We start from the raw sequence: 14,121 nt of genomic DNA on the forward strand, positions 1-14,121 counted from the left end.
CCGCAGCCGCGTCGCGCGCCCGCCGGTACGGCTCCCGGCTCCCGGCTCACGCTCATGAAACGCGTCCTCGTCGCCAACCGCGGGGAGATCGCGCTGCGCATCATCCGCGGCTGCCACGACGAGGGGATCGAGGCGGTCGCGGTGTATTCTGACGTGGACCGGCTTTCTACGCACGTGCGCGCGGCGGACGCGTCAGCCGCCATCGGTGGTGCCGCGCCCGCCGAGTCCTACCTCGACATCCAGAAGCTCCTCGACGCCGCGAAACAAACCGGCGCGGACTCGGTGCATCCAGGCTACGGCTTCCTTTCCGAGCGGGCGGACTTCGCGAAGGCGGTGACGGCCGCCGGACTCACGTTCATCGGGCCGCCCGCCTCGGCCATCGCCGCGATGGGCGACAAGACGGTCGCGCGCAAGCGCATGCGCGAGGTCGGCGTACCGGTGGTGCCCGGCACGGTGGAGGCGATCCGCACCGTGGAGCAAGCCACGAAGTCCGCCGCCACCATAGGCTACCCGATCCTCCTCAAGGCCGCGGCGGGCGGGGGCGGCCGCGGGATGCGCGTGGTGCGGGACTCGAGGGAGATGGAGGGTGCGTTCGAGGCCGCGCGGAACGAGGCCACCAAGGCGTTCGGCGACGGGCGCATCTACCTCGAGCGGCTCCTGGAGCGGCCGCGCCACGTGGAGGTCCAGGTCCTCGCCGACCAGCACGGCCGCACCATCAACCTCGGTGAGCGCGAGTGCAGCATCCAGCGGCGCCACCAGAAGCTGATCGAAGAGGCGCCGTCGCCCGCCGTCACCGCGGCGATCCGACGCCAGATGGGTGAGGCGGCGGTGCGCGCCGCGCTGGCGGTGGGATACGTCAGCGCCGGCACGGTGGAGTTCCTGCTGATGCCTAACGGCGACTTCTTCTTCCTGGAGATGAACACCCGTCTCCAGGTGGAGCATCCGGTCACCGAGCTGATCTTCGGCGTCTACCTGGTGCGCCTGCAGCTGAAGATCGCGCAGGGGCATCATATCAGCCTGCCGGAGCGCGCGCTCGCGCCCCGTGGCTGGGCGATGGAGTGCCGCATCACCTGCGAAGACCCGTTCGCCGACTTCATGCCGGCGGGCGGGACGGTGGGTCATATGCGCGTGCCGGCGGGACCCGGCGTGCGTTGGGACGGCTGGATCGAACCGGGCAGCGAAGTGCCGCTGCACTACGACTCGCTCCTCGGCAAGCTGGTGGTCTGGGGCGAGTCGCGGGAGCGCGCGATCAAGCGCATGCGGCGCGCGCTCGACGATCTCGTCATCGTGGGCGTGCCGACGTCCCGCGAGTTTCACCAGAGGGTGATGGTCGAACCGGGGTTCTGCGCCGGCGACATCGACATCGAGTACTGGGAGCGGGTGGGCCGCGGGCTGATGGCGCGTCCGCCGGATCCGGACCTCCTGGAGGCTGCGGCCATCGCGGCGGCGCTGCTCGAGGAAGAACGGCACGGAGGCCGGCGGCCGCCCGATGGCCGGCCGGGGGAGCCGGACGCCGGCGACCCGGCGAGCTCGTGGCTGCGCGAGGCGCGTCGTGAAGGGCTGCGGTGACGGCGGAGCCGGGCGCCGCCGGCACGCTCGGCCCGGCGCAGCCGGCGGCCGCGGCGGCGGAGGAGATCCTCATCGAATCGCTCGCTGCGGGAGGGGACGGCGTGGGCCATCTCGCCGACGGGATCACGGCGTTCGTGCCCCGCGCCGCGCCCGGAGACCGATTGCTCCTTCACGAGGTGCGACGCCGGAAACGCCATGCCCGCGCCGAGATCGCGGCGATCCTCTCCGCCGGTCCCGATCGGGTCGAACCGCCCTGCGCGCACTTCACCCGCGACCACTGCGGCGGGTGCCAGTGGCAGCACCTGTCGGCCGAGGCGCAGGCGGCGGCGAAGCGCCGCATCGTCGGCGACGCGCTCCGGCGCATCGGCGGGCTGGACGTCCCGGATCCGGAGCTGGTGCCGAGCCCGCGTTCGCTTCGCTATCGGACGACGGTGACCCTAACGGTGCGTCCCACCGGCGGCGCGCCGACCGTCGGCTTCCACGACGCCACCGACAGCGGCCGAGTCTTCCCGCTCGAGCACTGCGCTATCGCCCGTGACGAGCTCAACGCGCTGTGGCGGGCGGTCGAGCCGTATCGCGCGTCGCTGCCGGCCGGGAACGACGTCAGGCTCAAGCTCCGCGTCGCGCCCGACGGAGGCCTGCACGTGGTCGTGGCCGGCGGCGACGACGCCTGGACCACCTCCGAGCCGATGGCGCGCGCCGCGGCCGCGGCGGGCCTTGCGGCGACCATCTGGTGGCAGCCGGCGGGCGGAGCGGTGAGGCGGATGTCGGGACCCGACGCGGATGCCGGCGCTGTCTCGTTCGAGCAGGTCAACGCGGAGGTGGCGGCGCTCTTGCGCGAGGCCGTCGTGAGGGCCGCCGCGCCTCCGGCCGGCACGCCGGACCGTTGGCGCGTGCTGGACCTCTACGCCGGCGCCGGCGACACGGCGCTGCCGCTCGCCGAGGGCGGCTGCGAGGTCGTCATGGTGGAGCTGGACCGCCGGGCGGTCGAGAGGGCGCGCGATCGGGCCCGGGCGAAAGGGCTGACGGTCCGCTGTCTAGCCGCGAGGGTGGAGGAGCGCCTGGAGAAGCTGCTGCCGGCGGACGCCGTCATCGTGAACCCGCCGCGCGCTGGACTCTCGGAGCCGGTCACCCGGCTGCTGGCGTCGGCTCCGCCGCGACGCCTGGTCTACGTCTCCTGCGATCCCGCGACGCTCGCCCGGGACCTCGAGCGCCTCGGCGCGACCCGCGACCGGATCGCATCGGTGCAGGCGTTCGACATGTTCCCCGAGACCAGCCACATCGAGACGGCGGTGGTTCTCGACCGCTAGGAGCGGGAATCCGCGAGGTGCAAAGTTGTCCGACTCTCCGCCGGCGTGATGGTCACCCATTGGGACATCGTGAGGCCGTAGCGCGCCCCCGGAAGCGGCAAGCGCCTTGCACTGTGAACGGCCGGTACGGCATGCGGCGCCTGCGCCGGCTGCTTCGAAGGCCGGCGGGAGGATCCTGACCTTGGACATCGGCATTCCGAAGGAATCGCTCGCGCGGGAGCACCGGGTGGCGCTCGCCCCGTCGGGGGTCAAGACCCTGGTCGAGCGCGGGCACCGGGTGTACGTGGAGACGGGCGCGGGCGGCGAAGCGGGCCACGGGGACGGCGACTACCAGTCGGCGGGCGCGACGGTGGTGTACGCCCGCGACGAGGTATTCCACCGCTCCGGGCTGCTGTTAGGCGTCCAGGCACCCGCTCCCGCCGACTACCTGCTGCTCCAGCCGGGGCAGACGGTGCTGGCGTTCTGGATGCTGCCGGCCCTGCACGCCGAAAGCCTCCGCGTCCTGATGGACCGTCAGATCACGGCGATCGGGCTGGAGGCGATCGAGGACGATGACGGCCGGGCGCCGGCGCTGACCAGCATGTCGGAGATAGCGGGAGCGCTGGCGGTGATCGTCGGGGCGGGACTGCTCCTCAACGAGTTCGGAGGGAAGGGGATCCTGCTGACCGGCGCGCCCGGTGTGCCTCCCGCCCAGCTGGTGATACTCGGCGCGGGGGTGCTGGGCCAGGCTGCAGCGCGCGCGGCCGCCGGCCTGGGCGCCGAGGTCCTGCTGCTGGACGTCAGCACCGAGAAGCTCCGGGAGGCGGTGGACCGGCTTCCGGGACGGATGCCGACGATGGTGGCGTCGCCTCACAACATCGAACGGGCGCTCTCGTTCGCCGATCTCGTCATCGCGGCGCCCGCAGTGCACGGCGACCGCGCCCCGGTCGTGATCACCCGCGCCATGCTGAAGAGGATGAAGCCTCGCAGCGTCATCATGGACTTCGCGATCGACATGGGCGGGTGCCTCGAGACCTCTCGGCCCACCTACTTCCCGAACCCGACCTACGAGGTGGACGGGATCCTCCACTTCTGCGTCCCGAATCTCCCCGCCATCGTCGCCAGGTCGGCCACGCTGGCGCTGACGAACACGGTCGGGCCGTGGGTCATGGAGCTGGCCGAGAAGGGCGCCGACGCCGCGCTGGCCGGGGACCGGGCGTTGCGGCGCGGAGCGTACCTGCACGGCGGGCGGTGCGTGAAGGAGTCGCTCTCCCAGCTGTTCGGGCTGCCGTTCCAGCCCTTTTCCGTCCCGGAGCGTTAGGCACGATGCGGTGGAACGAGATGTACCGCGCGCGCATCACTTCGGCCGAAGAGGCGCTGCGCTGCATCTGGCCGGGCGCCCACGTCTGGATCCACGGCGGTTGCGCCAACCCGGAGGAATTGACGCGCGCCATGGTCGGCCGCGCCCCGGAGCTCAGGGACGTCGAGGTATCGCACCTGCTCACCTTTGGGAGCGCGGACCACGTGGACCCCAGGTACGCCGGCTCCTTCCGCCATCGCGCCATGTTCACCGGGCCGAACGCGCGTGAGGCGGTGAACGCCGGGCGCGCCGACTACGTGCCGGTGTTCCTTTCCGAGATCCCCAGGCTCATCAGGGCGGGCATCCTGCGCGTGGACGTGGCGCTGGTGCACTTGTCGCGGCCCGACGAGCACGGCTTCTGCTCATACGGGGTCAGTGTCGAATGCACCAAGGCGGCGGCAGAGCATGCCGGCCAGGTGGTGGCGCTGGTGAACAAGCAGATGCCCCGCTCGCTGGGCGACGCGTTCATCCACGTGTCCAAGCTCACCCACGTCGTCGAGATAGACCGCCCGGTGGTCGAGCTGCCGCAGGCGGGCCGGGTCGGCCCGGTGGCACGGGCCATCGGCGAGCACGTCGCGGGGATGATCGAGGACGGCGACACCCTGCAGATGGGGATCGGCGAGATCCCGGACGCGGTGCTCCTGTTCCTCAAGGAGAAGCGCCACCTCGGCATCCACACCGAGATGTTCTCCGACGGGGTCGTGGAACTCTTCGAGAGCGGAGTCATAACCGGCGAACGGAAGACGCTCCATCCCGGCAAGATCGTCTCGTCGTTCGTGCTGGGCTCGCGGAAGACATTCGCCTTCCTCGACAACAATCCCTTCGTCGAGTTCCACCCGTCGGACTACGTCAACGACCCGTTCATCATCGCGCGGCACGACAACATGGTCGCGATCAACTCGGCTCTGTCCGTGGACCTGACGGGACAGGTCAACAGCGACTCCATCGGTACCAGCATCTACTCGGGGTTCGGGGGGCAGGTGGACTTCATCCGGGGCGCGGCGCGCTCCAACGGCGGGAGGCCGATCATCGCCCTGCCGTCCACGGCGAAGAACGACACGCTCTCCCGGATCGTGGACACGCTCGCGGAGGGCGCGGGTGTGGTCACGACGCGCGCCGACGTGCACTACGTGGTCACCGAGTACGGCGTGGCGTCGCTGTTCGGGCTGAGCCTGCGGGAGCGCGCGCGGGCGCTGATCGCGATCGCCCATCCCGGATTCCGCGACCAGCTCCTCGCCGCGGCCCGGAAGCGGAACCTGCTCTAGCCTGCCGCGGGCTTACCGGGCCGCGAAGGTCCCTTCCGCCGCGGTCTCGCGCACCGCTCGCTGGCCCCGCGCGAACGCCTCCTCGTTGAGCGGGATGAGCGCGCACTTCTCGCGCAGCTCCTGGCGCATCGCGGTGAGGAAGCTCCCGGCGGGGAAGATGCCGGTGGCCTCCTGCAGCGCGCCCAGCGCGACCACGTTCTTGACGACCGCCTTGCCGAGGTCGCGCGCGATCTGCGTGAACGGCACGCCGTGGGCGTGCACGCCCTCGGCCAGCGGCGGCACCTCCGCGATCACCGAGCGGTCGTAAACGATGGTCCCCCCGGGCCGGACCAGGGGCCCGAACTTGGCCAGGCTCGGCGCGTTGAACGCGATGAGGATGTGCGGGTCCGGCGCGGCCGGCGAGAGCACCTCGCCGTCGGCGACGTGCACGTCGGCGTACGACGTGCCGCCGCGGGACTCGGGCCCGTAGCTCGGGATGTGCGTCGAGTCGAAGCCCTCGTTGATCGCCGCCCGCGTGATCAGCAGCGCCGCCGTCTGCGCGCCGTCGCCGCCCGCGCCGGCCAACTTCAACGCGATGTCGTGGCGCGCGAGGTGTGCCGGGAAGCCGGCGGCGTGCCGCGGCGCCGGCTCCGCGGACGACGCGACCGCCGCGACGAGCTGCTCCGGCACGAAGCTCGGCCGGGCCGGCGGCGGTACCGTGGCGGCGTCGGTGAGGTCCTTCTTCACACCGAGCGGGAACACGGGGACCATCTGGTCCCGCACCCACGCCTCCGTCTGCTCCGGGTCCAAACCGAGGTGCGTCGGGCACTCCGCGAGCACCTCGACGAACGCGAAGCCCTTGTTCCGCACCTGCAGGTCCACCGCCTTGCGGATGGCCTTCTTGGCCCGCACGCGCTGCTTGTTGTCGTACAGCGCGACGCGCTCGACGTAGACCGGGCCGTCGAGCCCGGCGATCAGCTCGGCCATGCGCATCGGCAGGCCCATCGCCCTGACGCGGCCGTCGGGCGACGTGGTCGTCCGTTGGCCCATCAGCGAGGTCGGCGCCATCTGGCCGCCGGTCATCCCGTAGATCGCGTTGTTGATGAAGATCACCGTGATCGGGATCCCCAGCTGCGCCGTGCTCACGATCTCGGCGAGCCCGATGGAGGCGAGATCGCCGTCGCCCTGGTAGCTGATCACGATCGAGTCGGGGTTGGCGAGCTTGTGGCCGACCGCGACGGCCGGCGCGCGACCGTGCGCCGCCTGCGTGTTGCCCACATCGAAGTAGTAATACAGGAAGACCGCGCACCCCACCGGCGAGACCGCGACGGTGCGGTCCTGGATGCCGAGATCCTCGATCGCGTCCGCCAGGTACTTGTGCGCCAGTCCGTGGCCGCAGCCGGGGCAGTAGTGGGTCGCGTGGGCCTTCAGCCCTTCGGCGTGCTCGTGCCGCTCGAAGCGGCGGTAGAAGACCGTGCTCATGCGAGGACCTCCTCCGCCAGGACGCGTTCCACGATCTCCTGCTGTTGCGGGAGCATGCCGCCCTGACGCCGGATATGCTCGATGGGCATCGGCCCGAGCACCCGCGCGTGGGAGAGCGCGAGGCGGAGCTCGTCCTCCAGCTGGCCGCTGCTCGCTTCGACGACCACGATCCGGTGCGCATGGTCGAGGAGCGGCAGCAGCTGGTCGATCGGGAAGGGCCACAGCGTGATCGGCCGGAAGAGTCCCGCCTTGACGCCGCGCTCTCGCAGCTCCCGCACCGCGCCCTTCGCCATCTGCGAGGGCGTGGTGCAGGCCACGAGCAGCGTCTCGGCGTCTTCGCACTGGTACCGGTCGGCGCGCTGCTCGGCCGCGCTCATCCGCGCGTACTTCCGGTCGAGGTGCTGGTTGCGCGCCTCGAGGTCGGGCTCCGAGAGGTAGATGGAGTTGATCAGGTTGCCGCGGTGCGCGAGGTCGCCCCAGACGGCCCATGCGGGGAGGCCCGGCTTCACCATGGTGCGCGGCAGGCGCACCTTCCCGGTGATCTGGCCGAGGTAGCCGTCGCCGAGGACCACGACGGGGTTCCGGTAGACGAACGAGAGCTCGAAGGCCAGCATCGTGAGGTCGAGCATCTCCTGCGGGGTGGCCGGCGCGAGGACGATGGCGTGCGTGTTGCCGTGGCCGAGGCCCCGGCACGCCAGTTTGATGTCGGACTGCTCGGGTGCGATGTTGCCGAGCCCCGGCCCGCCGCGCATCACGTTCACGAACACGCCCGGGACCTCGGAGCCGATCATGTACGAGATCCCCTCGAGCATCAGGCTGAAGCCCGGCGAGCTGGTGAACGTCATGGCGCGGAGGCCCGCGCCGCCGCAACCGTACATCATGTTCACCGTCGCCACTTCGCTGACGGCCTGGAGGAACACGCCGTCGAGCTGGGGCAGCACTTTCGCCATCAGCTCCGCGCCTTCGGTGGACGGCGTGATCGGGTAGCCGAATACGTGCCGGCACCCCGCGATGAGCGCCCCGATGGCGGAGGCGTAGTTGCCCTTGATCAGCTGCGGCTCGGTCTCGCCGAGCGGCACGACCTCGTCCGGGATCGGCTCGGGCACCGGTGCGCCCGCGCCGCGCTCCCCGAACAGCTTGGCCGGATCCCGGAGCTCGAAGTCGGTCCGCTCGCCCACCTGGGGCTGAAGCCCGAACGGCTCGGGGCAGGCGTCGAAGCAAAGGCCGCAGCCGTTGCAGCGGGTGAGGTCGAGGAGGACGGGCACCAGGCCGGTGGCGGGGTTGATCTCCGTCCCGGCCGTGAGGCAGTCCTTGGGACAGGCGCTGATGCAGCGTCCGCAGCCCTTGCAGTACTCCGGCAGGAGGAACGGCTGCGGCTTGGCGGCCTTCCGGGTCGCGGCGGTCGCGGTCATGGCCGGCGCCCCTGGCGCAGGATCGTCTCGCGGATGATCGCGAGATCATCCGGCGAGAAATCGCGGATCGCCCGCGCGCAGGTCTCGCAGTCGCGTCCCAGCTCCGTGCACGGCACGCCGTCGGCCTGTGCTTCGGCGCACAGCGCGACGCCGCGCATCGACCAGACCGATATCGGCTTTGGCTCCTCGACCGTCATGGGATCCCCCGACTCGCGGGCGCGCGGCCCGCGGCGCGGCCGGGCGGTCGCGCGCGGGAGGCTCACCCATCCCTAGCGGTCGCAACCAGCGTGCCGTTTGGGGCCGGGCGGCCTTCAGGCGCCATGCGCGCGTCGGCGGGTCGCGGCGGGCGGCCCTAAGCTGCGCTGGCGAAAGGCCTTCGGTATTCCGGCGTGAAGCAGTCGGGAATCATCGCCGTCCGGTGACGCTGGCGGGCCGCGGCCGATGAGGGACTCAGCGTGTCCCGCCGTTAGGGTGGGAATGAGTCGGTATTGCCTCCGAATAGGCGCGGCTCGACGGTTGCGGTAGCTTAGGGGCATGGGAACCAAACCGGGCGCCCGACGGTGACGGTCTACCGGGTGGACATCGCGGGCCGCCAGTTCACGATCGAGGTGGATGGCGACGGCGTGCGGGTGGACGGCCGGCGCGCCGAGGCGCGTCTGGACGATCCCGGAGCCTCCCCGGTCCGGCACCTAGTGCGCGACGGGCGATCCCGCGCGTTCGTGCCCATCCAGGGTGACGAGACGGGGCATTGGCGCGTGCTCATCGGCGCCGACCGCTTCGACATCGAAGCGCTGGACGCGCGCGCGCTCCGGGCACTGACGGGCCGCGGCGCGGCGTCCGCCGTGGCGGGTGCCGTCAAGGCCCCGATGCCGGGACTGGTGGTGCGGGTGCTGGTCCGCGAGGGCGACCGCGTGGAGGCGGGCGCCGGGCTGGTGGTCATCGAGGCGATGAAGATGGAGAACGAGCTCAAGGCAGCGGCTCCGGGGGTGGTGCGCCGCGTCCTCGTCGAGCCGGGAACCGGGGTGGAGAAAGGCGCGGTCCTCGTGGAGCTCGAGCCCTCCGGTTGACCTTGCCTGGACTGCTACGTAGTTTTATAGGCTATCGTCACTTACGCCTTTTTTGGAGCGGAAGCGCACCGGCAGATGGAAACGTTCTCAGTTACGCCGAAGGACATCGAGCACCATTGGTTCGTGGTGGACGCCACCAACGTCCCCCTCGGCCGACTCGCGTCAAGGGTGGCACAGGTCATCCGCGGCAAGCACAAGCCTACCTTCAGCCCGCACCTCGACACCGGCGACAGCGTCATCGTGGTGAACGCGGCCAAGGTCCGGCTCACCGGCCGCAAGGCCGATCAGAAGGGCTACTTCAGCCATTCAGGCTACATGGGCCACGACAAGATCACGCCCATCCGGAACGTGAGGCCCGAGCGCGTCGTCCAGAGGGCGGTTTTCGGCATGCTGCCCAAGTCCTCGCTCTCCCGGCAGGTTCTGCGTCTCAAGCTGCGGGTTTACGCCGGTGCCGATCACCCGCACGTCGCCCAGCGGCCAGCGCCGCTCGCGGTGTTCGCCCCGAAGTCCAAGAGGAAGGCATGATCCCAGACGTTCCGATGCGGTTCCACGCCGTCGGCCGGCGCAAGACCAGCGTGGCCCGCGTGTACCTGAAGCCCGGCTCCGGCAAGTGGGAGGTCAACGGCCGTACGCTCGGTGACTTCTTCCCCCGTCCTTCGCTGGTCCAGCTGATCCAGCAGCCGTTCACCGCGACCGACACGCTCGGCGCCTTCGACGTGAAGGCGACCTGCAGCGGCGGCGGCGTGACGGGGCAGGCGGGCGCGCTGCGCCTCGGCATCGCGCGTGCCCTGCTGCTGGTGGACGAGCAGCACCGCAAGAAGCTCAGGACCGGTGGCTTGCTCACGCGGGACGCCCGCGCGGTCGAGCGCAAGAAGCCCGGCCAGCCAGGCGCCCGCAAGCGGTTCCAGTTCAGCAAGCGGTAGAACCAGGACAATCACTCACACCGCTGGATCCCGTTCGGGGTGTCCGCTGGAGCGGATGCGGGCGGGAGATGAAAGCGGTGGACGCACAACCCCAGGGAGACGAAGACGCAGATGGCATTTCCCCAGATTCAGGAGTTGCTGGAAGCGGGGGTCCACTTCGGGCATCAGACCCGCCGGTGGAACCCGAAGATGCGCCGGTTCATCTTCGCGGAACGCAACGGCATCTACATCATCGACCTGGAGAAGACGCTGAAGCAGCTCCGGCTCGCGCAGGACGTGATGCGCGAGACCGTGTTGAAAGGCGACGGCGTCCTCTTCGTCTGCACCAAGAAGCAGCTCAAAGCCATCCTCAAGTCCGAGGCGGAGCGTTGCAGCGCGTTCTACGTCACCGAGCGGTGGCTGGGCGGCACGCTCACCAACTTCCAGACGATCAAGAAGCAGATCCGGCGGCTGAAGGAGCTCGAGCAGGGGCAGGAGGAGGGCACCTTCGAGTTCCTCACCAAGAAGGAGCGGCTACTCCTCGAGCGCGAGCGGGTGAAGCTGGAGCGGAACCTCTCAGGCTTGAAGAACATGAACCGACTTCCCGGCGCTCTTTTCGTGGTTGACGCGAAGAAGGAACGGATCGCGGTGGCCGAGGCCAACAAGCTCGGCATCCCGATCGTCGCGATCGTGGACACGAACGCGGACCCCGACGTCATCAGCGTTCCTATCGCCGGCAACGACGATGCCATCCGCTCGGTCTCCCTGATCACCGGGGCGCTGGCGGACGCGATCATCGAGGCGCGGGCGGCGCGGCCGCAGCGCGAAGAGGCGGAGGAGACGGACTACTCCACGTACTCGACCGACGGCAGCCCCGTGGAAGGCGCCGACAGCGACGCCGAGAAGCGGCGCCGCCGCACCCGGCGCAAGCGCCGGGCGAAGCCGGAAGCGATCGTCGCGCGGCTCAAGACCGAAGAGGCCGCGCCGGCGGCCGAGTCCGCGGCGGCGGTGGGCGAAGTCGCGCCTTAGGCGGTCCGTTCGGGACCGCGCGCACGCCGCCGCCTGTGCCCGGTAGGGCCGGCGGCGGTTTTGTGAGGCGGGAGCCGTACTCGGGGTGCACCCGAAGGGACGGCTCCCGGCTCCCGGCAGTCCACATCAACCACGACGCACGAGACGATGTCCAACACTATGGCGATCACCGCGAAAGAGGTGGCCGAGCTCCGCAGGCAGACCGGGGCCGGCATGATGGAATGCAAGAGGGCGCTGGAGGAGACCGGCGGCGACCTGGCCAAGGCCGTCGAGTGGCTGCGCGTCCGCGGCGTGGCGAAGGCCGACCAGCGCGCCGACCGCGAGGTGAAGCAAGGTCTCGTCGAGTGCTACCTCCACCACAACGGCAAGGTGGGCGTGCTCATCGAAGTGAACTGCGAGACGGATTTCGTGGCCCGCACCGATGACTTCCGCGTCCTGTGCCGGGACCTGGCGATGCACGTCGCCTCCACCGCGCCCATAGCGGTCGCGGCCGCCGACGTGCCCGCCGAGATCGTCGAGCGCGAGCGCCGCATCTACACCGAGCAGGTGGCGCGGGAGGGCAAGCCCGAGGCCATCCGCTCCAAGATCGTCGAGGGCAAGCTCAAGAAGTTCTTTCAGGAGTCGGTGCTCCTGGAGCAGCCGTTCGTGAAGGACGACAAGCAGACGGTGGGCGAGCTGGTGAAGGCCGTCTCGAGCAAGACCGGCGAGAACGTCGTGGTCCGCAGGTTCGTGCGCTTCCAGATCGGCGAGGCGGTGTGACGCTCACCTACCGGCGCGCGCTGCTCAAGCTCTCAGGCGAGGCGCTGGCCGGCGACACCGGGGTCAACCTCGACTTCGGGGTCGTCGAGCGGCTGGCCGACGAGATCAAGGCGGTGCGCGAGCTCGGCGCCGACCTCGGCATCGTGATCGGCGGGGGCAACATCATCCGCGGGAGCACCGCGAGCCGGCAGGGGATGGACCGCGTCTCCGCCGACTACATGGGGATGCTGGCCACGATCATCAACGCGCTGGCCCTCCAGGACATCCTGGAGCGCAAGGGCGTGGACACGCGGGTGATGACGGCGATCCGCATGGAGGCCCTCGCCGAGCCGTACATCCGGCGGCGGGCGCTCCGGCACATCGAGAAGGGGCTCGTCGTGATCTTCGCTGGCGGCACCGGCAACCCTTACTTCTCGACCGACACCGCGGCGGTGCTGCGGGCGCTGGAGATCGAGGCCACCCTCCTCCTCAAGGCGACCAACGTGGACGGCGTATACTCGGCGGACCCGAAGCAGGACCAGAACGCCGAATTCATTCCCGAGATATCGTTCCACGACGCGATGGTGCGCGGTCTCGGCGTGATGGACGCGAACGCCTTCGGCCTCTGCAAGGACAACAACCTCCCCATCCAGGTGTTCAACATCAGCCAGCCCGGCGCGATCGCGCGGATCCTGCGCGGCGACCGCATCGGCACGGCCGTGCGATGACGGCTGGCACTCTCGGCGACATCGTGAAGCAGGCGAAGACCGCGATGGACAAGGCGATGGAGAACACGCGGCGTGAGTTCTCCACCATCCGCACCGGCAAGGCGACGACCACCCTGCTCGACCTGGTGCGGGTCCCGGCTTACGGGAACGAGACGCCGCTCAACCAGGTGGGGTCGGTGGGGGCTCCGGAGGCGAGGCTCCTTACGGTGACCCCGTGGGACAAGTCGCTGATCCCGGCGATCGAGAAGGCCATCCGCGAGGCGGACCTCGGACTCAACCCCAGCTCGCAGGGCGGGATCATCCGGATCCCGATTCCGGCGCTCACCGAGGAGCGGCGCAAGGAGCTGGTGAAGGTGGTGCACAAGCTGGCGGAGGAGGGGCGGGTCGCGGTGCGGCACGCGCGGCAACAGGCCAAGGAGGCGCTCAAGAAGATCGAGCGCGTCTCCGAGGATGACAAGCGGCACGCCGACAAGGACCTTCAGAAGGTGACCGACGACCACATCAAGACGGTCGACGAGATGGTGAAGCACAAGGAAGTGGAGATCATGGAGGTGTGAGTACGCCCGCCGACCTGCTCGCGCGCCTGAAGGAGGGCGGGAGGGTCCCGCGGCACGTGGCCGTCATCATGGACGGCAACGGCCGCTGGGCGAAGGAACGGCGTCTGCCCCGCACCCTCGGTCACCGCGAAGGGATGAAGGCGGTGCGCGAGGCGGTCGAGGGCGCGATCGAGGCCGGGGTCGAGGTGCTCACGCTGTTCGCATTTTCCGAGGAGAACTGGAACCGTCCGCCGATGGAGATCGGCGCGCTGATGGGGCTCCTGGAGGAGTACATCTCCCGCGAGACGGCGGAGCTGCGCGCCAACGGCGTCGAGGTTCATATCATCGGCGACCTGGCGCGGCTCACCACGGCCGGCCGCGACGCCGTGGACCGGCTCATCGACGGCACGCGTGGCGGCACCAAGCTCCTGCTGAACCTCGCCATCTCCTACTCGAGCCGGGCCGAGATCGCGCGGGCCGCGCGCCGCCTCGCCGAGGATGTGCTCCAGGGCCGCCTGGCACTCGAGGACGTGGACGAGGAAGCGCTGGGCCTGCGTCTCTACACCGCGGGGCTGCCCGATCCCGACCTCCTGATCCGCACTTCCGGCGAGCAGCGTATCTCGAACTTCCTGCTCTGGCAGCTCGCGTACACCGAGCTGTACATCACGCCCGTCCTCTGGCCGGACTTTACCCGCCGGCACCTCATCGAAGCGGTCATCGACTTCCAGGGTCGCGAGCGCCGATTCGGTCGCGTCACGGCGTAAC

Annotated in this window: 14 protein-coding genes and 1 pseudogene; 12 read left to right on the forward strand and 3 right to left on the reverse strand. The window is 70.2% G+C overall.

Annotated features, from left to right (window positions below):
- Nucleotides 1–54 precede the first annotated feature (54 nt).
- From Q8Q85_15485 to Q8Q85_15500, 4 genes are all read left to right on the forward strand, one after another.
- Nucleotides 55–1,569, forward strand: coding sequence for an acetyl-CoA carboxylase biotin carboxylase subunit (locus tag Q8Q85_15485; protein ID MDP3775661.1), 1,515 nt, complete (start codon nt 55–57; stop codon nt 1,567–1,569).
- On the forward strand, nt 1,566–2,879 hold the full coding sequence (locus Q8Q85_15490) for a methyltransferase domain-containing protein (GenBank protein ID MDP3775662.1): 1,314 nt from the start codon (nt 1,566–1,568) through the stop codon (nt 2,877–2,879). Before Q8Q85_15485 ends, Q8Q85_15490 begins: the two co-directional genes overlap by 4 nt.
- A gap of 181 nt (nt 2,880–3,060) precedes the next feature.
- Nucleotides 3,061–4,179, forward strand: a complete 1,119-nt coding sequence (locus tag Q8Q85_15495; GenBank protein ID MDP3775663.1) for an alanine dehydrogenase — start codon at nt 3,061–3,063, stop codon at nt 4,177–4,179.
- Nucleotides 4,180–4,184: 5 nt separating this feature from the next.
- Entirely contained in the window at nt 4,185–5,483 is a 1,299-nt protein-coding gene (locus Q8Q85_15500) for an acetyl-CoA hydrolase/transferase C-terminal domain-containing protein (protein ID MDP3775664.1), read from the forward strand.
- 12 nt (nt 5,484–5,495) lie between these two features.
- Here the strand turns inward: Q8Q85_15500 and Q8Q85_15505 are convergent, their stop codons facing one another.
- Genes Q8Q85_15505 through Q8Q85_15515 form a run of 3 tightly spaced genes read right to left on the reverse strand, consistent with a single transcriptional unit; the run spans nt 5,496 to nt 8,619 of the window.
- Nucleotides 5,496–6,944 carry a 2-oxoacid:acceptor oxidoreductase family protein gene (locus Q8Q85_15505; protein MDP3775665.1) on the reverse strand — a complete coding sequence of 483 codons (1,449 nt, stop codon included), beginning with the start codon at nt 6,942–6,944 and terminating at the stop codon, nt 5,496–5,498.
- Nucleotides 6,941–8,356 carry a 3-methyl-2-oxobutanoate dehydrogenase subunit VorB gene (gene vorB / locus Q8Q85_15510; GenBank protein ID MDP3775666.1) on the reverse strand — a complete coding sequence of 472 codons (1,416 nt, stop codon included), beginning with the start codon at nt 8,354–8,356 and terminating at the stop codon, nt 6,941–6,943. The genes Q8Q85_15505 and vorB overlap by 4 nt, the downstream gene beginning before the upstream one ends.
- Nucleotides 8,353–8,619 carry a hypothetical protein gene (locus Q8Q85_15515; protein ID MDP3775667.1) on the reverse strand — a complete coding sequence of 89 codons (267 nt, stop codon included), beginning with the start codon at nt 8,617–8,619 and terminating at the stop codon, nt 8,353–8,355. Before Q8Q85_15515 ends, vorB begins: the two co-directional genes overlap by 4 nt.
- Nucleotides 8,620–8,916: 297 nt before the next feature.
- On the opposite strand from Q8Q85_15515, the gene Q8Q85_15520 reads away from it, so the two are divergent.
- The 8 genes and pseudogenes from Q8Q85_15520 to Q8Q85_15555 all read left to right on the forward strand — a co-directional run bounded on the left by Q8Q85_15520 (nt 8,917) and on the right by Q8Q85_15555 (nt 14,120).
- Nucleotides 8,917–9,423 carry a biotin/lipoyl-containing protein gene (locus Q8Q85_15520; GenBank protein MDP3775668.1) on the forward strand — a complete coding sequence of 169 codons (507 nt, stop codon included), beginning with the start codon at nt 8,917–8,919 and terminating at the stop codon, nt 9,421–9,423.
- Between the two features lie 75 nt (nt 9,424–9,498).
- Complete coding sequence (gene rplM, locus Q8Q85_15525; GenBank protein ID MDP3775669.1) at nt 9,499–9,948, forward strand: 50S ribosomal protein L13; 450 nt, start codon at nt 9,499–9,501, stop codon at nt 9,946–9,948.
- A 14-nt stretch (nt 9,949–9,962) separates the two neighbouring features.
- Entirely contained in the window at nt 9,963–10,346 is a 384-nt protein-coding gene (rpsI, locus tag Q8Q85_15530; protein ID MDP3775670.1) for a 30S ribosomal protein S9, read from the forward strand.
- A gap of 111 nt (nt 10,347–10,457) precedes the next feature.
- Nucleotides 10,458–11,168 (forward strand): annotated as a pseudogene (gene rpsB, locus Q8Q85_15535) (30S ribosomal protein S2).
- 333 nt (nt 11,169–11,501) lie between these two features.
- Nucleotides 11,502–12,113, forward strand: a complete 612-nt coding sequence (gene tsf, locus Q8Q85_15540; GenBank protein ID MDP3775671.1) for a translation elongation factor Ts — start codon at nt 11,502–11,504, stop codon at nt 12,111–12,113.
- Complete coding sequence (pyrH, locus tag Q8Q85_15545; protein ID MDP3775672.1) at nt 12,110–12,820, forward strand: UMP kinase; 711 nt, start codon at nt 12,110–12,112, stop codon at nt 12,818–12,820. The genes tsf and pyrH overlap by 4 nt, the downstream gene beginning before the upstream one ends.
- Nucleotides 12,817–13,377, forward strand: coding sequence for a ribosome recycling factor (gene frr, locus Q8Q85_15550; protein ID MDP3775673.1), 561 nt, complete (start codon nt 12,817–12,819; stop codon nt 13,375–13,377). The genes pyrH and frr overlap by 4 nt, the downstream gene beginning before the upstream one ends.
- Nucleotides 13,374–14,120 carry an isoprenyl transferase gene (locus tag Q8Q85_15555; protein MDP3775674.1) on the forward strand — a complete coding sequence of 249 codons (747 nt, stop codon included), beginning with the start codon at nt 13,374–13,376 and terminating at the stop codon, nt 14,118–14,120. Before frr ends, Q8Q85_15555 begins: the two co-directional genes overlap by 4 nt.
- Nucleotide 14,121: the final 1 nt, after the last annotated feature.

It is taken from the genome of Gemmatimonadales bacterium, assembly GCA_030697825.1.
Taxonomy (GTDB): Bacteria; Gemmatimonadota; Gemmatimonadetes; order Gemmatimonadales; family JACORV01; genus JACORV01.

What these genes read in the sequence shown, in the direction of transcription:
- Q8Q85_15485 (MDP3775661.1), top strand. Translation starts at nt 55, where the DNA reads ATGAAACGCGTCCTCGTCGCCAACCGCGGGGAGATCGCGCTGCGCATC.
- Q8Q85_15505 (MDP3775665.1), bottom strand. Translation starts at nt 6,944, where the DNA reads ATGAGCACGGTCTTCTACCGCCGCTTCGAGCGGCACGAGCACGCCGAA.
- tsf (MDP3775671.1), top strand. Translation starts at nt 11,502, where the DNA reads ATGTCCAACACTATGGCGATCACCGCGAAAGAGGTGGCCGAGCTCCGC.
- rpsI (MDP3775670.1), top strand. Translation starts at nt 9,963, where the DNA reads ATGCGGTTCCACGCCGTCGGCCGGCGCAAGACCAGCGTGGCCCGCGTG.
- rplM (MDP3775669.1), top strand. Translation starts at nt 9,499, where the DNA reads ATGGAAACGTTCTCAGTTACGCCGAAGGACATCGAGCACCATTGGTTC.
- frr (MDP3775673.1), top strand. Translation starts at nt 12,817, where the DNA reads ATGACGGCTGGCACTCTCGGCGACATCGTGAAGCAGGCGAAGACCGCG.
- Q8Q85_15500 (MDP3775664.1), top strand. Translation starts at nt 4,185, where the DNA reads ATGCGGTGGAACGAGATGTACCGCGCGCGCATCACTTCGGCCGAAGAG.
- vorB (MDP3775666.1), bottom strand. Translation starts at nt 8,356, where the DNA reads ATGACCGCGACCGCCGCGACCCGGAAGGCCGCCAAGCCGCAGCCGTTC.